General features: G+C 58.6%; 21 protein-coding genes and 1 other RNA gene. 10 read left to right on the top strand and 12 right to left on the bottom strand.

The window, feature by feature from the left end; genetic code table 11:
- Positions 1-307 precede the first annotated feature (307 nt).
- The 9 genes from RWV98_RS02350 to RWV98_RS02310 all read left to right on the top strand — a co-directional run bounded on the left by RWV98_RS02350 (position 308) and on the right by RWV98_RS02310 (position 8,295).
- The gene (locus RWV98_RS02350; protein ID WP_280961672.1) at positions 308-997 is read left to right on the top strand and encodes a helix-turn-helix transcriptional regulator; all 690 of its coding nucleotides are present in this window, start codon (positions 308-310) and stop codon (positions 995-997) included.
- A gap of 4 nt (positions 998-1,001) precedes the next feature.
- A complete protein-coding gene (locus tag RWV98_RS02345; protein ID WP_280961671.1) occupies positions 1,002-1,772 on the top strand; it encodes a GNAT family N-acetyltransferase in 771 nt (256 codons plus the stop codon).
- A 251-nt stretch (positions 1,773-2,023) separates the two neighbouring features.
- Positions 2,024-3,061, top strand: a complete 1,038-nt coding sequence (locus tag RWV98_RS02340) for a threonine aldolase family protein (protein WP_280961670.1) — start codon at positions 2,024-2,026, stop codon at positions 3,059-3,061.
- Positions 3,062-3,065: 4 nt separating this feature from the next.
- Positions 3,066-3,716, top strand: a complete 651-nt coding sequence (locus RWV98_RS02335; protein WP_317863504.1) for a YczE/YyaS/YitT family protein — start codon at positions 3,066-3,068, stop codon at positions 3,714-3,716.
- A gap of 150 nt (positions 3,717-3,866) precedes the next feature.
- Complete coding sequence (locus tag RWV98_RS02330) at positions 3,867-4,727, top strand: GNAT family N-acetyltransferase (RefSeq protein ID WP_317863503.1); 861 nt, start codon at positions 3,867-3,869, stop codon at positions 4,725-4,727.
- Positions 4,720-6,054 carry an MATE family efflux transporter gene (locus tag RWV98_RS02325; RefSeq protein ID WP_317863501.1) on the top strand — a complete coding sequence of 445 codons (1,335 nt, stop codon included), beginning with the start codon at positions 4,720-4,722 and terminating at the stop codon, positions 6,052-6,054. Before RWV98_RS02330 ends, RWV98_RS02325 begins: the two co-directional genes overlap by 8 nt.
- Positions 6,055-6,142: 88 nt before the next feature.
- The gene (locus tag RWV98_RS02320) at positions 6,143-6,970 is read left to right on the top strand and encodes a helix-turn-helix domain-containing protein (protein ID WP_280961666.1); all 828 of its coding nucleotides are present in this window, start codon (positions 6,143-6,145) and stop codon (positions 6,968-6,970) included.
- A 1-nt stretch (position 6,971) separates the two neighbouring features.
- The gene (locus tag RWV98_RS02315; RefSeq protein WP_317863499.1) at positions 6,972-7,886 is read left to right on the top strand and encodes a DMT family transporter; all 915 of its coding nucleotides are present in this window, start codon (positions 6,972-6,974) and stop codon (positions 7,884-7,886) included.
- Positions 7,870-8,295 (top strand): DUF2000 domain-containing protein, encoded by a 426-nt coding sequence (locus RWV98_RS02310; protein WP_280961664.1) that lies wholly within the window; start codon positions 7,870-7,872, stop codon positions 8,293-8,295. The genes RWV98_RS02315 and RWV98_RS02310 overlap by 17 nt, the downstream gene beginning before the upstream one ends.
- A gap of 288 nt (positions 8,296-8,583) precedes the next feature.
- On the opposite strand, the gene RWV98_RS02305 is transcribed toward RWV98_RS02310, so the two are convergent.
- The 5 genes from RWV98_RS02305 to RWV98_RS02285 all read right to left on the bottom strand — a co-directional run bounded on the left by RWV98_RS02305 (position 8,584) and on the right by RWV98_RS02285 (position 12,126).
- On the bottom strand, positions 8,584-9,408 hold the full coding sequence (locus tag RWV98_RS02305) for a hypothetical protein (RefSeq protein WP_317863497.1): 825 nt from the start codon (positions 9,406-9,408) through the stop codon (positions 8,584-8,586).
- Positions 9,409-9,486: 78 nt separating this feature from the next.
- Positions 9,487-10,155 carry a putative ABC transporter permease gene (locus RWV98_RS02300; RefSeq protein WP_317863495.1) on the bottom strand — a complete coding sequence of 223 codons (669 nt, stop codon included), beginning with the start codon at positions 10,153-10,155 and terminating at the stop codon, positions 9,487-9,489.
- A gap of 84 nt (positions 10,156-10,239) precedes the next feature.
- Complete coding sequence (locus tag RWV98_RS02295; protein WP_317863493.1) at positions 10,240-11,052, bottom strand: hypothetical protein; 813 nt, start codon at positions 11,050-11,052, stop codon at positions 10,240-10,242.
- Complete coding sequence (locus RWV98_RS02290; protein WP_317863492.1) at positions 11,046-11,753, bottom strand: ABC transporter ATP-binding protein; 708 nt, start codon at positions 11,751-11,753, stop codon at positions 11,046-11,048. Before RWV98_RS02290 ends, RWV98_RS02295 begins: the two co-directional genes overlap by 7 nt.
- Positions 11,737-12,126, bottom strand: coding sequence for a GntR family transcriptional regulator (locus tag RWV98_RS02285; protein ID WP_280961659.1), 390 nt, complete (start codon positions 12,124-12,126; stop codon positions 11,737-11,739). Before RWV98_RS02285 ends, RWV98_RS02290 begins: the two co-directional genes overlap by 17 nt.
- A gap of 147 nt (positions 12,127-12,273) precedes the next feature.
- Between RWV98_RS02285 and RWV98_RS02280 the strand changes: the two genes are divergently transcribed.
- Positions 12,274-12,852, top strand: coding sequence for a hypothetical protein (locus RWV98_RS02280; RefSeq protein WP_280961658.1), 579 nt, complete (start codon positions 12,274-12,276; stop codon positions 12,850-12,852).
- A gap of 216 nt (positions 12,853-13,068) precedes the next feature.
- On the opposite strand, the gene RWV98_RS02275 is transcribed toward RWV98_RS02280, so the two are convergent.
- From RWV98_RS02275 to RWV98_RS02245, 7 genes are all read right to left on the bottom strand, one after another.
- Positions 13,069-13,752, bottom strand: coding sequence for a MarR family winged helix-turn-helix transcriptional regulator (locus RWV98_RS02275; RefSeq protein ID WP_317863491.1), 684 nt, complete (start codon positions 13,750-13,752; stop codon positions 13,069-13,071).
- A gap of 130 nt (positions 13,753-13,882) precedes the next feature.
- On the bottom strand, positions 13,883-15,478 hold the full coding sequence (locus RWV98_RS02270; RefSeq protein WP_280961655.1) for a peptide chain release factor 3: 1,596 nt from the start codon (positions 15,476-15,478) through the stop codon (positions 13,883-13,885).
- A 50-nt stretch (positions 15,479-15,528) separates the two neighbouring features.
- Complete coding sequence (recR, locus tag RWV98_RS02265) at positions 15,529-16,128, bottom strand: recombination mediator RecR (RefSeq protein WP_280961654.1); 600 nt, start codon at positions 16,126-16,128, stop codon at positions 15,529-15,531.
- Positions 16,128-16,490, bottom strand: coding sequence for a YbaB/EbfC family nucleoid-associated protein (locus RWV98_RS02260; RefSeq protein WP_280961653.1), 363 nt, complete (start codon positions 16,488-16,490; stop codon positions 16,128-16,130). Before RWV98_RS02260 ends, recR begins: the two co-directional genes overlap by 1 nt.
- 31 nt (positions 16,491-16,521) lie before the next feature.
- The gene (dnaX, locus tag RWV98_RS02255) at positions 16,522-18,141 is read right to left on the bottom strand and encodes a DNA polymerase III subunit gamma/tau (RefSeq protein ID WP_317863490.1); all 1,620 of its coding nucleotides are present in this window, start codon (positions 18,139-18,141) and stop codon (positions 16,522-16,524) included.
- 111 nt (positions 18,142-18,252) lie between these two features.
- Positions 18,253-18,519, bottom strand: an RNA gene (ffs, locus tag RWV98_RS02250) — signal recognition particle sRNA large type.
- Between the two features lie 60 nt (positions 18,520-18,579).
- A complete protein-coding gene (locus tag RWV98_RS02245; RefSeq protein WP_317863489.1) occupies positions 18,580-21,054 on the bottom strand; it encodes a transglycosylase domain-containing protein in 2,475 nt (824 codons plus the stop codon).
- Between the last annotated feature and the right edge of the window lie 63 nt (positions 21,055-21,117).

The raw sequence follows: 21,117 nt of genomic DNA, 5'->3' as shown, positions 1-21,117 counted from the left end.
GCCTCCCTTTCTCTGTGCAACTAATTTATCACCAAAATAAACTTTTGTCAATGCCATTTTGTGCATTTTGTATTATTTATCAGAATCGCGCTTTTCTTTTATGGAAACTATCCATAACCATTGTCATTTTGATGAGAATTTATCCCTTATTATTGTAATAATTTATTTTATTCTCTTTTGACAAAGCCAATTGCGGTACGCTATAATGAAAGTAAGAGAAAAACGGGTGCTATATATGCGCCTGTTTTTTGCATAGCGTTGTTTCTTTATAAATTTTTCTTATGATAACAGAAACGAGGTGGATCCTATGGCAACCCCATTGCTGCAACATTATGTTAAGCTGACCGAATTTCTCGGCGAGGCGCTCGGCCCGGACTACGAGATCGCTCTACACGATTTGACCGACCGAAACCGTTCGATCATTGCGATCGCCAACAGCCATGTCAGCGGCCGGCAGGTCGGCGCGCCGCTCACCAATGTCGCGCTGCAGATCCTGATGGATAAAACCTACGAATCCTCCGATTATCTGCTGCACTACCGCGGCGTATCGGCAAACGGCAAAATGCTCCGCTCCTCCACGCTGTTCATCAAACAGGGCGCGCGGCTGATCGGCATGCTGTGCATTAATTTTGACGACAGCCGCTACCAGTCCGTGAGCGACGACATCCTGCGGCTGTGTCACCCGGACGCTTTTATTGACGAAAACCTGCAGCTGCGGCAGACCGCTACCGAAAAACCGCGCCACATCACCCCGCCGACCGAGATTTTTCACAACACGATCGACGCGGTCGCGGCGGACGCGGTCGGGCGCGAGCTTGACGCGCTCGGCGTCACGGCGGAGCGCGCCACGGCGGATGAACGCGTGCAGATCATTGCCGCGCTCGAAGCCAGCGGCATTTTCCTGCTCAAGGGCGCCGTCAAGGACGTGGCGGACGCGCTGCACTGCTCGCAGGCCAGCGTGTACCGATACTTATCCCAAGTGAAAAAGGAGGAGTGACGCCATGCTGCTGCCGCTCACCGTATCCGAGATCCCTGCCTTTACGGCCGCGTGTGGGCATGAGCATGTGTTCGGCTCCAAAGCGCTAACCGCGCTGCGCGCCTACGGCCTTGGCGACCCGCGCGCCCGGTTCTACGTCTGCATCAAAGGGCGCGAGCCCGCCGCCGCGCTGTACCAAGCGGGCAGCGTTCTGGTCATTTCCTCCGACGAACGGGCCGACAGCGAGGTGATCGCCGACCTTGTCCGCCGGGAGCAAATCACCGAAGTGGACACCAACTGGACGCAATGTCAGGATTTGCAGAGACTGCTCGGCGGAACGACGGAAAGCTCCTACTACATGGTATACCGCGGCCCGCTTTCGCATGCGGAATTTCCCGATATCGTACCCGGCGACAAAGCCAAGGTGTTCGACGTTTTGGGGCGCAGCCATGAATATTACCGCACGCATTTCGAGTATGATTCTTGGGCGGGCGACATCGCTCAGAAGCAGGGCCGCGGCCTGCTGGAGCTGTACCAGCTGGAGCGGGACGGCAAAGCCGTCGGCACGGGCTGCATCGTATCGGAGGACGACGAATGCGGCGTGCTCGCGGCGATCGCCGTTGTGCCCGAATACCGCCATCAGGGGCTGGGCTCCTATATCAGCCGCTTTTTGACGCAGCGCATCCTGCAAAAGGGCAAGACCCCCCGGCTGATCGCGGGATATGACGAAGTAGCGGAGCTATACCGCCGCATCGGTTTCGCCCCTTGCGGACGGTGGGGAGAACTGTACCTCTAAGGGGGATCCTCGTCTAAGGTGGACTCCGTCCCCCTTAGATACGAAAAAAGTTCCCTTGAAACTTTTTTCGATATCCCCCTCGCCTTTGCACGGCAAAGGCGGCTTTGGACACGTGTCCAAAGGCAAAGGCCGTGGGATAAAACCGAGGCAGAGCCCCGGTTTTATAAAGCATTTCAATACCGGCGCCGCGGCGCCGGTCGCTGCGGCGCGTTGCGCCGAACGCGGGATCGTTTTTTGAGAGGGTGTTCTTCATGAGGGAGATTGATTTAAGAAGCGACACGGTGACGCTGCCGACGCAGTCGATGCGGGACGCGATGGTTCACGCGGCCGTTGGAGACGATGTGTTCGACGACGACCCCACCGTAAAGGAGCTGGAGGAATACGCCGCCGGACTGTTCGGCAAGGAAGCCGCGCTGTTCGTCACCTCGGGCACGCAGGGCAACGCCTGCGCCCTGATGGCGCAGACCCGGCGGGGCGACTGCGTGGTGCTCGCCCCCACTTCGCATATCGCCGCGCACGAAGCCGGCTCTTACGCCCAGCTTGCCGGGGTTTCCCCGCGCTTTCCTGAAAGCGCGAACGGCGTTATGGACCCCGCTTCGCTCCGCGCGTGCCTGACGGACGACAGCGACCTGCAAATCGCCCGCGCCGGGCTGGTCGTGCTGGAAAACGCGCACTCCACCGGCACGGTTGTGCCGCTGGACAACATGCGCGCCGTATATGAAACCGCAAACGAAAAGGGCGTGCCCGTTCACCTAGACGGCGCGCGCCTGTACAACGCGGCGGCCTACCTTGGCATAACCGACGCGCGCGAGCTGACGCGGTACTGCGATACCGTGATGTGTTGCCTGTCCAAGGGGCTGTGCGCCCCGGTCGGCTCCATCCTCGCCGGGCCGCGCGAAACGATCTTGCGCGCCAAAAAGGTGCGCAAGCTGCTTGGCGGCGGGATGCGGCAGGCGGGCTTTCTCGCGGCGGCCGGTAAGCTGGCGCTCAGCGAAATGGCCCACCGCCTGCACGAGGACCACGAAAACGCCCATTACCTCGGCGAGCTGCTTGCCGCCATCCCCGGCGTTTCGGTGTTCCACGAACGCATCCAGACCGATATGGTCTTTTTCTCCGCCGATTGGAATGCGGAGAAAGCCGCGCGCTACCCCGCTTTCATGCTTTCCCAAAACATCAAGGTGACCGGCCTGATGGACGGCGAATACCGTATGGTCACGCACTACGGCGTTACCGCGGAGGATATCGGCGCCGTTGCCGCCGCCGTGCGCGCGTTCGCATCGGAGGGGTGACCGCATGGAACAGCACCACTACATCCGCCGCCTTGGCGTGCTCACGCTGGGCCTGCTGGTCAGCGCGGTCGGCATCGTGATGATGCTGCAGGCGAACGTCGGCTTGGAGCCGTGGAGCGTCTTGCAGCAAGGCCTCGCAGAATCGATCCACATCACCTACGGCACGGCTTCGGTGATCGTCGGCGCGGCCGCGATCGGCATCGCGGTGCTGTGCGGGGAAAGCTTCGGCTTTGGCACCGTTATCAACATTGTTTTATGCGCGATTTTTATCGACAGCCTGCTCGCCCTCGGCTGGATCCCTGCGATGCACAGCCTGTGGTCCGGTATTCTCATGCTGCTTGGCGGGCTGGAACTGCTCGCTTTCGGCACCTATCTGTATATGCAGTCCGCGCTCGGCTCCGGTCCGCGCGACGCGCTGATGGTGGCGCTCGCCCGCAAGACGGGACGCTCGGTCGGTCTGTGCCGCGCCTCGGTCGAGGTGATCGTAATCCTTTCCGGCTGGCTGCTTGGCGGTCAGGTCGGTATCGGCACGGTGATCGCCGCGTTAGGGCTGGGCTCGCTATTCAACCTAAATTTTCACTATCTGCATTTTAACGCGGCCGAGCTGCATCAGGAAAACGTGGCGGAAACGCTGCGCAACCTGCAAAAAAAATGACCGTTACCTCCCTGCCTGCTGCCCTTCATTTGCTTTGGCAAATGGGGGGCAGCATTGATTTTCGGGCACCATATCCAGATACAGAAGAGCAAGAAACATGAAAACCGCCGATTTCCGCTTTGCTATAATCGAAAGAAAGGAGGGAAACCCATGCTTCACCATATTGAAAATGTTGCCGCCGCCATCCAGTTCATCGAAACGCACCTAACCGAAAAGCTGGATCTGGAAGGCGTCGCGGCGGCCGTACACTATTCCAAATACCACCTGCACCGCATATTCGTCTCCACGGTCGGCATGACGATCCACGACTATGCACAGCGCCGCAGACTGACCGAGGCCGCCAAGCTTCTGGTATTCTCGGATCGCCCGATTATCGAGATCGCGCTGCTCGCGGGCTATGAAAGCCAACAGGCCTTCACGAACACCTTTCGGGCCATGTATAAAAAGGCGCCGGGCCAGTTTCGGGACGAGGGAGAGTTTTATCCGTTGCAGCTTCGATACGAACTGCACGCCTCGCCCACGCCGGTCAAGGGCGAGATCGATTGGCGACGCGATATCGTGCCCGCCGCGGAGCGCGACATTCCCGCTTGGATGGCGCTGGTGCGCATGGTTGTGGACGGCTTTCCGCATTTGAACGAAGCGGAATATTTGCGGACGCTGCACCGGCAGATTCAAGAAAAGCGGGCGCTGATCATGAAGGACGGCGAGGTCGCGATCGGCATTTTGGCCTTTTGTCCGGAAGCGGGCAGCATCGACTTTTTCGGCATCCACCCCCAGTACCGAGATCGCGGCATAGCCCAAGCGTTCGTGCGGCGGGTACTGGACGAGCTGACCGAGCAAACGCCCGTCAGCATTACGACCTTCCGCGAGGGCGATAAAGCCGATCCCGGCCACCGCGCGGTCATCAAGAGCCTCGGCTTTGCCGAGGCCGAGCTTTTGACCGAGTTCGGCTATCCGACGCAGCGCTTTATTCTGCGCAAAGAGCAAATGGAGGGCGACGGCGATGTGTAAACCGGAAAACGCCCTTGCGCGTGATTTTGATCTGTTTTCCCTGCTGCGCTTTGCCGCGCCCACCATCGTGACCATGCTGTTCATGGGCCTTTATACGATCACCGACACGATATTCGTCGCGCGGTTCGCCGGGACGGACGCGCTGTCCGCGCTCAATATCGTATGCCCCATGATCAATCTGATCGTTGGGTTGGGCGCTATGCTGTCCACCGGCAGCAGCGCGGTCATCGCCCGGCAAATGGGCGCGGGCGCGCACACAAAGGCGCGGCAGAATTTTACGCTGGTCGTGCTGACCGGCGCGGCACTCGGCGTGCTCGTCGCCCTGTTGGGCACGGTATTCGCCGACCGCATCATTTACGCGCTCGGCGCGAGCGAACGGCTGGTTCCCTATTGCCGGGCGTACCTCATCCCCCTGCTGCTCTTCACTCCGGCCAGCATGCTGCAGGTGCTTTTTCAAAGCCTGATCGTGGCGGCCGGCCGCCCCGGCCTCGGCATGGCGTTGTCCACCGCAGCGGGCGTAATCAATATCGCGCTCGACTATTGTTTCATGGCGCCGCTGGGTCTGGGCATCACCGGCGCGGCGCTCGGCACCGGCGCGGGGTATCTGGTGGCCGCCGCGGCCGGGCTCTTATTCTTCCTTGGCAGCAGGGGGCCGCTTCGGTTTTGCCGCCCCAAATGGGATTTTCGCATGCTGGCGCAAAGCTGCCTGAACGGTTCGTCCGAGCTTGTCAGCCAGCTTGCGGCGGCTGTTACCACCTTCCTCTTCAACGCCGCCATGATGCGGCTGCTGGGCGAAGCGGGCGTTGCCGCGATCACCATCCTGATCTATACGCAGTTTTTACTGACCACGTTTTTTATCGGCTTTTCCATGGGTGTGGCCCCGGTCGTCAGCTACCAATACGGTATGGGCGATCATACCCGTTTAAGGCGGCTGTTTCGGGTCTGCCTTACGGTCGTCAGCGCGGCGTCGCTGCTTATTTTTTTGCTTTCTTTTGTTTTTGGCGCGCCCTTGGTCGGTATTTTCGCGCCGCCCGGCACCGCAGTCTACCAGATCGCGCGCCATGGTTTTTTCATTTTTCCCTTCAGCTTTCTCTTTTGCGGGATCAATATTTTTGCTTCGGCGTTTTTTACCGCGCTGTCAAACGGCAAGGTATCCGCCGGCATCTCCTTTCTCCGCACCTTTTGCCTGCTGCCGTTGGGGATTTTAACGCTGCCCCTGTTTTTTCAGGCGACCGGGGTATGGCTGGCCGTGCCGGTGGCCGAGTTGACGACGCTGTTCGTTTCCTGCCTATGCCTGCGCCGTTACCGCGCGGTGTACCATTACTAATTTTTTCTTTGCCATAAAATGAAGATATTGTACAAGCCTTTTTACCCTTCAGGGTGGTACAATAGGAAACGGCAAGGAGGAAACACCCATGAAAAAAGAAACGCGCACCGTGGTGTACGATGAGGAGCTGCGGATCGAAGCCTACCGGCTGGAAGGCATTGTGCAATGCTTCCCCAACCATTTTCACGAATATTTCGTGGTGGGCCTGATCGAGGGCGGCCAGCGCCACCTGTGCTGTAAAAATAAGGAGTACAATCTGGAGCGGGGCCATCTTGTCCTTTTCAATCCCGGCGACAACCACGCCTGCTCCCCGATCGGCGACAGTCTGCTGGATTACCGGGCGCTCAATATTCCAACCGATGTGATGCTGGAATTGGCGGAAGAGGTGACGGGCAAGCGCGAGCTGCCCGGTTTTTCCGAAACCATTGTGATCGACGAGGAGATCGCGTGTTGCCTGCACCCGCTGCACGAAATGATCATGAACGGCTCGCGCGAATTTTCCAAGGAAGAAGAGCTGCTTTTTCTGCTCTCCCTGCTGATACAGAAATACGGTGGGCCGTTCGCGAGCTGCATCCCCGAATGCCGCGAGGAGATCGAGCGGGCCTGCGCCTTTCTGTCCGCGCACTACGCCGAGCGCATATCGCTCGACCAGATCTGCGATTGCGCCGGGCTGAGCCGGTCGACGCTGCTGCGCGCCTTTACCAAATCCAAGGGCGTGACGCCCTACCGCTATTTGGAAACCGTGCGCGTGGGCGAAGCGAAAAAGCTGCTGGAAAAGGGGCTTTCGCCGCTTGAAGCCGCGATGCAAACCGGCTTTTCCGACCAAAGCCATTTTACAAGCTATTTCAGCCGCTTTATCGGGCTGACGCCCGCCGCTTACCGGGATATCTTCAAAGAACAGACGGGGGGCAAATAATATGGAACGCCAAGGCACGTTGGGCCATCTTGCCGCCCTCGTCACGATCTTGATCTGGGGCACGACCTTTATCTCCACCAAGCTTTTACTGACCGTGTTCCAGCCGGTGGAAATTTTGTTTTTCCGCTTTTTGATCGGCTTTTTCGCACTGCTGCTCATCTGTCCGCGCCGCCTGACCGGCACAGGCCGCCGGCAGGAGCTCACCTTTGCCGCCGCCGGTCTGTGCGGCATCTGCCTGTATTACTTGCTCGAAAACATCGCGCTGACCTATACGTTCGCTTCCAATGTGGGCGTGATGATCTCGATCTCGCCGTTTTTCACCGCCATGCTCAGCCATTTCGTCATCAAGGACGGCGAAAAGCTGCGGGGGCAGTTCTTCATCGGCTTTGCCGTCGCCATGACCGGCATCTGCCTGATCAGCTTCAACGGCGCGCGGCTGGAACTCAACCCCATCGGCGATCTGCTGGCGGTGCTTGCGGCTTTTGTCTGGGCCTGCTACGCGGTGCTGACCAAGCGGATCAGCTCCTTTGGCCAGCCCATCCTGCTCACGACCCGGCGGGTGTTCTTATACGGCATGCTCTTCATGCTGCCCACCCTGTTCTTTTTTGACTTTCAGTGGGGCTTTGCGCGCTTTGCCGATCCCAAAAACCTATTCCAGATCCTGTTTTTGGGTCTGGGCGCGTCCGCTCTGTGCTTTGTCACTTGGAACTTCGCGGTACAGGTGCTGGGCGCGATCAAGACCAGCCTGTATATTTACATGGTGCCCGTGATCACCGCCGTCGCCTCCGTGCTCGTTCTGCACGAAAGGGTCACCCCGCTCGCCTGCGTGGGCATTGTTTTGACACTGACGGGCCTGCTTCTCTCGGAGCGCCGAACAACTGCAAAGGAAGGGAAAACAAATGGACTACCAGAATGAAAAATGCGTGATGGTGATCGATGAGAATCTGCCGCTCGGCCTGATCGCGAACACCGCGGCGATCTTGGGCATCACCTTGGGCAAGAAAATACCCGAAGCCGTCGGGGCCGACGTGACCGACGGCACGGGCAGCGAGCACCTCGGCATCGTCGCGCTTCCCGTGCCCATTCTAAAAAGCAACGCGGAACAGATCAAGTCGATCCGCCAGCGGCTTTACGAGCCCGATTTCGCCGATTTGACCACGGTGGATTTCTCCGATGTGGCGCAGGGCTGCAATACCTACGACATATTTATCGATAAAATGAAAGCGGCGAGCGAAAACGATCTAACCTACCTTGGCGTCGCCATTTGCGGGGCCAAGAAAAAGGTGAACAAGCTTACCGGCAGCCTGCCCCTGCTGCGCGACTAACTGCATAAAAAAAGCTGCTCAAAATCCTTTGAGCAGCTTTTCAGCGTGTCAAATAACCCCTCGCGCCGTAGCGCGCATAAAATAGGATTTTGCCGCAAGAGCAAAATCCATAAAATCCGGGAGCATGTATCTCGGATTTTATACAAACCGACTTCAAGTGTGCCTAAAAGGCGCGCGCAGAAGCCGGAATACTCGATCGAAATGGGGCTTTGTTTCGATCGACAGACTGTCAAAATAGTTTTTTGACAGTCTGAAAAGCTGCTCAAAATCCTTTGAGCAGCTTTTACTTTATCCTTTTTGTATCGATTGCAGCGGCAGGAATTGGTTGCCGCCGAAAAACACACCGGCGTCGCCGTAGGCGTCGTCCAGCACGATCGATCCGTCTGTTTGCGACACGTAGACAAGCATCCACATTTCGCCTTGCTCGATATGCGCCGCGATGGTTTCAGGCTGCGTGCCGCCTACATCGCCGGCTTCCTCAAAATCCAAACACAGCGTATAGCTATCATACCGATCCGGCGTGTAGATATCCTGATACAGTTCTTGCTCGGGCGGGTTATAGACGCACCATGCCCAGCCGGACTCGTCATAGCGCCAGCCATCGCCCTCAAAAGCAAAAATATAATTATCCTCATCATCAAGCATCAGGATAAAATCGCCCAATCCCGTGTCCACCGCCTGATATTCGCCTAGCACCTCCGCCGGTACAACGCGGTTGGCTTCGTAATCATAATAGTCCGATTCCGGCTCGGGTTCCGGGGTGCCTCCTTGCGCGCTCCAGCCGACTTGCTCGACGGCCTGCCGCATTTCCTGTAAAACTTCCGGTATCACGGAAAGCAGCATGCCCAGCACGATCACCACCACGATGACCAGCACGTTTTTGGAAGAGTTTTTTCTCTGCCCCGCGCCGGACGACGCGGAACGCGCGGGCTGCTTGCTTGTATATTTTTGCGTAAAGGTGCGGTGGGTGCAGGAGCCGTCCGTGTGATCCGTATGTCCATACTCGGTGTAATGCGGCATATACCGCTTTTTACCCGCGCCGGCCGGTGTGCCGCACATAGGACATACGCGATCCTCATCGTCGAAATTAACGCCGCAGTTATTGCATTTCATAAAAGCGCGCCCCCTTTCTCTCACAGTTATCATACCAGAGAAAAAGGGGGCGCGCAAGCCTTTCGGCTCAAACGAAATTTATTGGTGCGGGTATACGACCGTAAGCGCCATTAGGTTTAGCTGCGACACTTCGGTAGGGTCCACCTGCACAAAGGCCTGACCCGGGCCGTCGTCCGTGATGCCCTTGCCCGTGTTCGGGGAAATGGTGGAATACACAAAATCCGCGGCAAACAGCAGGATCAGAGCGGCGCACAGAACGCGCCTTGCCGTTTGCGGCAAGCTGCCCAGCCGGTTCGCGATGGCGGGCGCCGCGATATAAAGCGCGATGCAGCAGCCGATGCCGAAGCCCACCGTCGTTTCCAGACAGACGCGGCCGTCGATGTTGAAGGTGTAGGCGCTGTAATCCCACCAGCGCAGTCCGTACACCGCTTCCAGATAAACGCTTGCGATAAACTCGATGGCGGCGCACAGGGCGGACGAGGCGAGGAACACCGCGACGGGGCGGTCGGCCAGCCGCCGCAAAAGCGCCGTCACGATAGCGCCGCCCACACCGTAGATCGGCAGCCACGGGCCTAGCATCGTCCCTCGGTTGACAAGCTCGCCGTCAAACATGATGTGCAGGAAAACCTCCCACACCCAGCCGATCATCGCAAAGGCGAAGAACAGCATGGCAAGCTCGTAGGCGTTGTAGCGCCGCGCCGCGCGAGCGGTGTGTCTTTTCAGCGTTTGTGTGATAACGGCTGTCATGCGGTTCCCCTCCCTTCCATGGTCTTATCATACCGTGAAAATCTTTCGCCGGACGTGGTATATTTCTTAAGAAATCCGTATTATTTATTCAAGATTTAATTTATTTTTCAGCACATAGCGCGTACCGAGGAAAAAGATCGCTCCGGGAATCGCCGCGCCAAGGCACAGTACCAGTAGGCCCACATGGATAGCGACCGCCTCCGGGATATGATTGACCCAGCGGAACATTGCTTCAAAGACGTTCTGGCCGCCCGTGGTGAAGAAGATCATGCTGAACAGGAACTGCATCACCGTGGTGAGCACAAAGTACCAGACGATGGCCATGGCCACGCGGTGTTTTTTCGCCAGATGGCCGAGCGCGATGCACAGATAGATAAACAGCAGGCCGGCCAAGCTGAACAGTACGACCAGCAGAATGGCTTCGATCATATAGAACACACTGTTTGCCGCGCCGTACTCCGATCGGGCGAACATATGGAAAATCTCGGAGATAAACTGCGCGATATCGCGCGGCAGCCTGCTGTTTGCCGACAGGATCACCACGCTGAGCACAGAAGCGATGCAGCTTAAAAAGCTCATCACAAGCGCGATGATGGACTTGGCCCAGATGTGCTGGGTCACGGTGACCGGCAGGGTGAACATCAGATAACCCTCGTCGCCGAGCAGGCTTTTGTAAAAGCGCTGGATGAGGATGACTGTCGTGACGACGAACACCGCCACCATAACGCCGAAGTAGGCCATGGCGGCCAGCACCTCGGGCATGCCGCCCAAAAAGCGGCCCATGTCTAAAGCGGAAAATACGCGGTTGATCAGCGCCACTACCAGCAGCGCGCCGTACACCGGCAGGCAGGCGCGCGCGCACGCCTTCCACTCGTACCCTATCAGTTTCCTTAGCATGCGAACACCTCCCTGAACAGCATATCGACGGATTTTCCGTGCTCCTCGCGAATGGTATCCACGCTCTCATGCAGCGTCAGCACACCGTTTTTCAGGAAGATCACCTCGTCGAGCACGCGCTCGATATCGGCGATCAAATGCGTGGACAGCAGCACGGTCGCGTCCTCGCTGTAATTGGAAAGAATTGTGTTGAGAATATAATCTCGCGCGGCCGGGTCAACGCCGCCGATCGGCTCGTCGAGCAGATAAAGCTGCGCCTTGCGGCTCATGACCAATATGAGCTGTACCTTTTCCTTGGTGCCCTTGCTCATCGTTTTCAGTCGGTCGAACGGGCTGATCTGCAAAGCCTTGAGCATATCGTTGGCCTTTACCTTGTCAAAATCCTTATAGAAGTTGCCGATAAAGTCCAGCAGATCGCAAACCTTCATCCAGTCGTTCAGATAGGGCCGGTCGGGCAGGTAGCTCACCACGCTGTGGGTGTATACGCCGGGCGCGTGTCCGTCGATCGTGACCGTTCCGCTCGTCGGCTGCAGCAGACCGTTGAGCAGCTTGATCGCCGTGGTCTTGCCCGAGCCGTTCGGGCCGAGCAGGCCGATAAAGCGGCCGCGCTCCAAATTCAAATTCAGGTTGTCGAGTGCGCGCACTGTGCCAAATACCTTGGTCAGCCCTTGGCAAACGACAAGATCATTTGTTTTCTCCATGCTTCTCCCCCTCCTTGATGCTGCTCTTATCCAGCAGCGCTATGATTTGTTCCTTGGTAAACCCCAGTTGATTCATGCCGGATAGAAACTCCGCGATGCGGTCGGCCGCTATCCGTTCGCGTACCGAATCGATCATTTTCTTATCCTCCGTAACGTATCGTCCGCTTGTTCGGTTGGTATACAGCAGGCCTTCCCGCTCTAAATCTGCCAGCGCGCGCTGCATTGTGTTCGGGTTCACGCCCGCTTCCGCCGCAAGCTCGCGCACCGGCGGCACTTTGTCGCCCGCCCCAAGTACTCCGCTTACGATCTGCTCGGTCAGCTGTTCCATCAGCTGCTGATAGATCGGCCGGTCGCCCCTCAGTTGCCATTGCATAGCCGTGCTCCTCTCTGTACTTCTGTACTATGATGATAATACAATAATACATTCGCACACACTTGTCAAGAGGTTTCCCAAAAATAATTTAATTTTTCTTATTTCCATGTTATACTATAGGAAGATTAAAGGAGGCAAATAAACCCTATGAAAATCTATACGAGCCTGCGCGCCATCTGGATCGCCCTGTTGATCTCGGCGCTGGCAGGGCTGACCGGGCTGACCGATTCTTTTGCCGTAAACGTCGCCGGCAGCCTGCTTTCCCTCGCGGCTTACGCCATCATGGTGCTTCATCTCAAGCGCCTTGCGGACGAATCCGTGCGCTTTGGCCGCGCCTTTGCGTATCAGATCATCACAGTCGTGCTGCTTGCCCTTTCGATCGTCTGCTCGCTGCTGATGCAGCGTCAGATCGCGGTCGACACGCTTTCCATCTTCGCGCTGCTGCTGATCATGACCGGGGGCATCTTCAACCTGCTCAGCGAATTCAATTTGTTTTGGGCGCTGGATGAGCGCATCATCCCGCAGGGCTACGCCTTTCCCGCGCGCCGGATTCGCTGGTGCTTCTACGCGCCGCTGCTTTGCTCGGTCGTCGCGGCGACCTTTCAGATGATGGAGCAGTACATGCTGAGCATCGCGGCGCAGTATGTGGGCTATATCATCATGCTCGCGCTGTTTTGGCTGTATCTTCGCGCGGTAAAGGCCCGTGAGGACGATCCCCTCACATAAACACAAATAAAACGCGGCCCGTATGGAACCCATTCCATGCGGGCCGCGTTTTCTTCAGTTATCCGCCGCGCGCCGCCGCGAGCAAGCTTAAAACACCCGCCCGGTCAAACTGTTCGGGCAGCGGTATCCGAACGCCATCGGCGTGATGGCAATGGCCATCACGCCGTCGCTGAATGCCTTCAGCCGTTCCGGCGAAACACGCATAGCAAGCCCCCTTTACGGCTGCTCGCGGCCGTCGTCCTCGGGAGGTTGCCTCTCATCGGACGCATCGGCCCAGCCGCGGGGAAAGGGCGGCCTTTCATGCGGCGCGCCCCATCCGCCCCTCCGGTCAAGCGGGCCGCGGGGACCATGCGGCTCATGCGGACCGCCGAACGCTAAACGCGGGTCCGGGCCGCCGTGGTGCGGGCCACGGTGCGGCGGGCCGTCGAAGCCCGGCCGCCGGTCGTCCGCGCCGGCTTGCGCCAAGGTTTCCTCCAGCGAGGCGATCAGGCGGGCCAGATATTCCTCCAGCTCGGCCTTCTCTTCGTCGGACAGGGAAGCAAAAAGCTTATCGGTATCGCCTTGGTCGTCCCCCACGCTGTTTGCCGCGGCTTCGCCCTCCGGCGTCAGCTCGATCATAGCCGTGCGCCGGTCGGTCTCCGACGGCTTGCGGGTCAGGTAGCCCTTTTGCTCCAGCTTGCCCAGCAGCTCGCCCAGCGACTGGTTGCGCATATCAAGCAGATAGCTCAATTCCTTCTGGCTGATTTTGGGTTGCAGCTTTAAAATAGACAGCACCCGCCCCTGCCCACGGTGCGGATTGCCCAGCGGCCCGCGATCCCGGTAGCGCAGTATCTGGAACCGGTGCAGCTGTGCGCTGAGTTGTAAAAGCTGTTCCAGTAATTGTTCGTTCAGATCAGACATGGATCACGCCTCCTAAAAAAATAATAGCAAGGTACCTTGTATTTTCATTATACAGGTACCTTGCTATTATGTCAAGTTTATTTTGAAGGTACCTTTCTTTCCTAGGCACCTCTTCTGATCGGCAGAACGCTCAGGTGTTTTCCGAAAATTCGGCCAAGCGCAGGCCCTCGTTGTGGTCGGTCGCATAGGTGACGTTCCAAGGCGAGGTGAACAGGAGCAGATAATTGCCCCGGAAGTCCTGCACCGGCTTGGTATCGCTCGTGAGTACGAGCGACTTGATATCAAAGTCCTCCTCGTCGTTTTCGACCCAGCGGAGGTGCTCATAGGGAAGCATCTCACGGATGATTTCGACGTTATACTCGTTTTTCAGGCGGTATTCGAGCACTTCAAACTGCAAAACGCCCACCACGCCGACGATGACCTCCTCCATGCCGGAGTTCGGCTCGCGGAAGATCTGTATCGCGCCTTCCTGCGCGATCTGTTCCACGCCCTTGACGAACTGCTTCCGCTTAAGCGTGTCCTTTTGCCGGACGCGCGCGAACAGCTCGGGCGCAAAGGTCGGAATGCCGGAATAGACGCATTTGCGCTTGGGATCGCACACCGTGTCGCCGATGGAAAACACGCCGGGATCAAAAATACCGATGATATCGCCCGCGTACGCCTCGTCGACGACCGAGCGGTCCTGCGCCATCAGCTGCTGCGGCGCGGCAAGGGACATTTTTTTACCCGACTGTACATGCAGCACATCCTGCCCGCGCTCGAACTTGCCTGAGCAGATGCGCATAAAGGCCACGCGGTCGCGGTGGGCCTTGTTCATATTGGCCTGAATTTTAAAGACAAACGCGGAAAAATGCTCGTCAAACGGGTCGATCACGCCGATATCAGCCTTACGGGGGGACGGCGGCGTGGACATTTCAAGGAATTTTTCCAAAAACGGCTCCACGCCGAAATTGGTCAGCGCCGAACCGAAGAATACCGGCGACAGCTTGCCCGCGTGCACCGCTTCCAGATCGAACGCATCCCCCGCGCCGGAGAGCAGCTCAATATCGTCGCACAGGGTATCATACTGTTCCTTTGGCATCGTGCCTTCCAGAATCGGGTCGTCGATCGACAGGCGGGTCGCCTTGATCTCATGCCGAAAATCCGCGCCGTCAAATTGGATCACCTGATCGTCCATGCGGTCATACACGCCGCGGAAACGCGGGCCGGAGCCGATGGGCCAGTTGACCGCATAGGTGCCGATGCCGAGCTCGTTCTCGATCTCCTCCAGCAGCTCGTATGGGTCGCGCGCTTCACGGTCCATCTTGTTGATGAAGGTAAAAATGGGCACGCCGCGCATCGCGCACACCTTGAACAGCTTGCGCGTCTGCATTTCCACGCCCTTGGACGCATCGATGACCATAACGGCGGAATCCGCCGCCATCAGCGTGCGGTAGGTATCCTCAGAAAAGTCCTGATGGCCCGGCGTGTCCAGAATGTTGATGCACTTGCCGTTATACTGGAACTGCAAAACCGAGCTGGTGACTGAAATACCGCGCTGCTTTTCGATCTCCATCCAGTCGGACACGGCGTGGCGGCTGTTTTTCTTGCCCTTTACCATACCGGCTTCCTGAATGGCGCCGCCGTACAGCAGGAATTTTTCCGTGATTGTGGTTTTGCCGGCGTCAGGGTGCGAAATGATCGCAAATGTGCGCCGGTTTTCAATTTCTTTGACTAGGTTTGACACAGGTTGGTTTCCTCCCGGTGGATGAATTAAAGCAGGTGGCGGGCGGGGCGTTACAGCTCGCGGCGGCCCTCTAGGGCGCGGGTCAGCGTGACCTCGTCCACATATTCCAAATGGCCGCCGACCGGCACGCCATAGGCCAGCCGCGTGATTTTGATCTCAAACGGGCTTAAAAGGCGCGAGATGTACATCGCGGTCGCCTCGCCTTCAGTATCCGGATTGGTGGCCAGAATGACCTCCTGCACATCCTCGTCGGCGACACGCTGCACCAGCTCGCGGATGCGGATATCATCCGGCCCGACGTGGTTCAGGGGCGACAGCGTGCCATGCAGCACATGGTACAGCCCCCCGTATTCCTTGGTGCGCTCAAACGCGATCACATCGCGCGGATCGGCCACCACGCAAACCGTTTTCTGGTCGCGCGAAGCGTTGGCGCAGATGGGGCAGGTCTCGCTGTCCGACAGGTTCTGGCACCGCTTGCACAGGCAGGTCTTCGCCTTCGCGTCGCGGATAGCGTCCGCAAAGCGGTCGGCCGCTTCGATGGGCAGCGTCAGAACATGAAAAGCCAGCCGCTGGGCGGTCTTTTGTCCGATGCCCGGCAGCTTGGCAAATTCTTCGATCAGCCGCTCCACGGGCGGCGCAAAGTAGTCCATCAGAACAGGCCGCCGCCCATGCCGCCTAAGCCGCCCATACCGCCGGTGATCGCGGACATCTGGCTCTGGCTCTTCTGCTGGGCCGTGCGGAACGCCTCGTTCACCGCCGCGAGAATCAGATCCTGCAGCATTTCAATATCGTCGGGATCGACCACCTCGGGCTTAATCTCGATTTTTTTCAGTTCGCTCGTGCCGGAAACGGTCACGGTCACCGCGCCGCCGCCGGCGGTCGCCTCAGTCTCCATCTGGGCGATCTCTTCCTGCGCCTTGACCATATCGGCCTGCATCTTCTGCGCCTGCTTCATCATCGCCTGCATGTTCATGCCGCCTCCACCGAAGCCGCCAAATTTTCCCTTTGCCATATGAAACGATGTCCTCCTTTAAATTCGTATCTTACAGTTCATGTATTTCTATATGGAATGCTTTTGCGCGATCCATCAGCTCATCCGCGCCGCCGGTCTGCGGCGGCGGAGCGGCGTCCGCTTCCCGCACCTTTACCTTAATCGGCGCGCCCGCCAAAACGGCCGCCTGCTCGCGGATGGCCTTCATGGTCGGTTCAGCCTTTGCCAACATGGCGGTAATCCCGTCCTCGCACAGCAGAACGAGCGCGCCGTCCTCCATCACGCCCCGCGCGGAAAGCTTTAAGTTCGTGTGCGCGCCCGTATTGATCTTGCCGGTGAGCGCTTCCAGCAGACGCGGCCATGCGGGCCAGCTATCTACCGGCTTTGCCGCGGGCTTCGCGCTTTGCGCCGCGCCGCCGTCCTCTTCCGCGAGGAGAGGCGCGTCCTCATCGCCCGGCGGGGGCGGGCCGTCCTCCGGCGCCGCTTGCGCCGCCGGAGCAGCCGCCGGGACCGCGACCGGCACGCCGTTTTTCAGTTTTTCCTCAATCGCTTCCAGACGTCCGCCAAGCGAGTCATACTGCTCCGCGCCCATCGTGCATAAACGCACGGCGCATAGCTCGGCCTCGATCCGGCGGTTGGAGGCGCTGCGCATCCGGTCAAGCGACGCGCCGATGCCCCGGCTCCACGCGAGCAGCGTGGAAGCCGCCAATCCGTCGCACAGCTTTTTGAGCGTGCTCACCGAATAGGCGGGAGAGATCAGCGCCGCGAGTGCCGCGTCGTCCTGCTGCGCGGTTTTGATCAGCAGCGCGTCGCGAATCAGCGTGAGCATTTGGTCGTACACAGCGGCAAGGTCGCGCCCCGCGTTGTAATATTCGCCAAGCAGCGCGATCGCGCCCGCTAAATCGCCTTTTTTAAAGTATTCGGCCAGACTCACCGCGTCGTCCTGTCCAAGGATGCCGAGGGCGCTCGTCACCGTGTCCTCGTTCACCGCGCCGGAAGCCGCCGCGCGGTCGAGCATGGAGAGCGCGTCGCGCATGGCGCCGTCCGCAAGGCGGGCGATCAGCCGGGCCGCGCCCTCGGTCAGCTCGATTTGTTCCTTTGCCGCGATGTCGAGCAGCCGGCGGGCGATGTCCTCCGCCCCGATGCGGCGGAAATCAAACCGCTGGCAGCGGGACAGGATGGTGGCCGGCACCTTGTGTATCTCGGTCGTCGCGAGGATGAACAGTACGTGCCCGGGCGGCTCCTCGAGCGTTTTTAGCAGCGCGTTGAACGCGCCGGTCGACAGCATATGCACCTCGTCGATGATGAACACACGTTTTTTTACCTGCGCGGGCGTATAGCGGGTTTCATCCCGCAAATCGCGGATATTGTCCACGCCGTTGTTGGAAGCCGCGTCAATCTCGGTCACATCGAGCACCGAGCCGTCCAAAATTCCGCGGCAGGCCGGGCATTCGCCGCAAGGGTCTCCGTTTTGCAGGTTTTCACAGTTGACCGCGCGCGCTAGGATCTTGGCGCAGGTGGTCTTGCCCGTACCGCGCGTGCCTGTAAACAGGTAGGCGTGGCTGAGCCTGCCGGAAACGAGCTGCGCGCGCAGCGTATCCGTGATATGCTGCTGCCCGATTACATCCGCGAACGTCATGGGCCGCCATTTCCGATACAGCGCCTGATACATGCACACCGCCCCTTTCCATCAATAATACCATAAAGAGGCGGGCGTATGCCCGCCTCAGTCTATGAACTTTATGCAAAAGCGCATTTGATCTTTTTTCAGCGCCCCACAAGACCGCACGCGGGAAATTCGAGATCGCCTTCCCGATTGCCTTTCCGCACGTCGAGCTCAAGATCGGCAGATCTGCGGCACACGATGGTTTCTGCTTAATGCTGCTCGGTTCCCCGCCTGACATGGTTCGCAGTCCTCCGTTGCGCAGTACCGGTCTCTCATCGCTCTGTGGGCGGACGCCGCATCGAAACGACGTCCCTCCTTCCCCGCATCATCCCCGCTATAGCGGATTGCGGGTACAGGGCACCGCTGCCTCCCCAATGTGTGCGGCCTTGTGCGGCGCTGAAAAAAGTTTTGCTGTTTTGCTAGTTTGTGCTGTTTTGCCGGACGTTATGCCTCCGGGTCGTCCGGCGAAGGCTCCGGCTCGGGTTCCGGCGTACCGCCGGGATCGGTCGTGCCGCCCGGATCGGTCGTACCGCCGGGGTCGGTCGTCCCACCCGGGTCAGTCGTACCGCCGGGATCGGTCGTTCCACCCGGATCGGTTGTGCCGCCGGGATCGGTCGTACCGCCCGGATTGGTCACGCCGCCTTCCGGATCAGTGGTGGAAGGCAAGCCGGTTTCCGGGTCGACCGTCGAGGGATCGACCGGTTTTTCCTCCGGCTTTTCTTCCGGCTTATCCTTATCATCGGGTTCCTTGGTCTCGTCCGGCACGTCGATGCCGCCGCTCAGGTTATATTTCTGATAGCCCTGATGCTTACAGATCTCCGTGGGCACCTGATCCTTGTAGAAACGACCGGTCGCAACGCGGCCCGCCGAACGGCACGCGCCTGAGGGAGCGAGACCGCTGTCCATGCAGTAGCTTGCGTTGACGAAATCCTGCGGGTGCGAATCGAACACAAGGCCCGAATCGCCCTCATGCACGCGCCGCATGATCGTGGTCCATATCGCGGCCGCGTTTCGGCCGTATAGGCCGTTCAGCGTATAGTTTTTGTCATAGCCGACCCAAACAGCCCCGGAATACTTTGGCGTCAGGCCGCAGAACCAGATATCGTAGTTCGCGCTCGTCGTACCGGTCTTACCGGCGGTCTGTACGCCGGGGATGGTCGCGTTGGTCGCGGTGCCGAACGAGGTGGTGCCCTGCATGCATTCGAGCATGTAGTAGGCGGTCCGCACGTTTTCAAAGCCGAGATCGGTGCGCGGATTGTTTTCCAGCACCACATTGCCCTCGGAATCGAGCACCTTGGTATAGGTGCGCGTACCGCCGAACACGCCGTCGTTGATGAAGGCGGAGAAGCCGCCCGCCATCTGACGTACGGTCACGCCGTCGGTCAGGCCGCCGAGCGCCAGCGGCGCAAGATCGATATCGGAGGATACCGAGCCGTCCGCGTTCTGACGGTTTGCAACAAGAGATCCTTGGAAGCCCAGCCGCTGGGTCAGGAAGTCAAAAGAAGCCTGCGGCGTGAGCATATTCATGATCTGCACCGCCACGGTGTTGACCGAGTGGGCCAGCGCGGTCTTGACGACCATCGCCCCGCCGGTATAGCGGCCGGAGTCGTTGCGCGGCCACATCTTGCCGTCCACTTCCTTGAGCGGCTTGTCATAAACGCTGGAGGTGGGCACGATAATGCCCTTGTCCATCGCGGGGCCATAGGTGGACAGCGGCTTGATCGACGAACCGGGCTGACGCTTGGCATCCGTCGCGCGGGAGAAGGACAGCTTGCCCTTCTTTTCGCCTCGACCGCCAACGATGCCGCGAATGTTGCCCTGCTTATCCGTGATGACCATCGCGCTTTCCGGCAGCATGCCGTCGCGCTCATAGTTCGGGAAGTTTTCCGCGTTATTATACTCCTCGTCCATGATCTGCTGGACGCGGGTATCGATCGTCGCGTAAATTTTCAGGCCGCCGGAGTTTACCATGTTGGACGCAACCAGTTGTGATACGCCCTTCTGATCCATCAGGTCCTTAATCACGTCCTTGATGACGGCGTCGGTGAAATAGGTGTACGGCTCGGACAGATCTTGGTTATACAGTTCGACCGAACGGTAATTGAGCTCCTCGGCCACCGCCGCGTCGTGCTCCGCCTGCGTGATCATCCCCTGCTTGAGCATCTGCTCCAGAATGGTCTCCTGCCGTTTTTTGATGTTGCTCGGGTAGGTGTAGGGATCGTACAGCGAAGGATTGTTGGTGATACCGGCCAAGATTGCGCACTCGGCGAGATCGAGATCGGATATTTCCTTGCCGAAGTAGGTCGCCGCCGCGGTTTTAACGCCATAGGTGTTGCGCCCCAGATAGATCGTATTCAGGTACATTTCGAGGATGCGCTCTTTGTCGTCGATCTCTTTTTCAAAAGCGAGCGCGCGGAAAATTTCGTTCACCTTGCGCTTGACCGAGTAATCGTCCTCTTGCGTCATGTTCTTAATCAGCTGCTGGGTAATCGTCGAGCCGCCGTATTGGCCGCCGCCGAACAGCCATGTCTGAACCGCGCCCAGCGTGCGCTTCCAGTCCACGCCCTTGTGCTGATAAAAGCGCTGGTCCTCGATCGCGACGACCGCGTTTTTCAGGTTCTGCGGGATCTGGTCGCCATCGACCCAAATGCGGTTTTCCGTGCCTTTGAGCGTTTCGTACAGCTTTTCCTCTCCGGTTTCGGGGTCGACCGAATAGATGAACGAGTTGAGGTCAAGCCCCATCCCCATGCTCATCTCGCTTACGGTCTCCTCGATCGAGGGATTGATATAAGCATGCACATAATAGGCGAACGCCATGCCGCAGAAGCAGCCGCACAGCACGCCAATAAGCAGCAGCGTAAGCAGCACGCGCGCTAAGCCGTGCCCAAAGCGATGCGATTTTCTTTTGCCAGTTGCCAATTCGGTTTCCTCCCCGCCCGGTGGTCGGTACCATGGGGCCTTTTTCGATTGGGACGCGGTAAG

It is taken from the genome of Agathobaculum sp. NTUH-O15-33, assembly GCF_033193315.1.
In the GTDB taxonomy this organism is placed as follows: Bacteria; Bacillota; Clostridia; order Oscillospirales; family Butyricicoccaceae; genus Agathobaculum; species Agathobaculum faecihominis_A.
The sequence above is the reverse complement of the archived record's forward strand: the minus strand, read 5'-3'. Positions and strand labels throughout refer to the sequence as shown.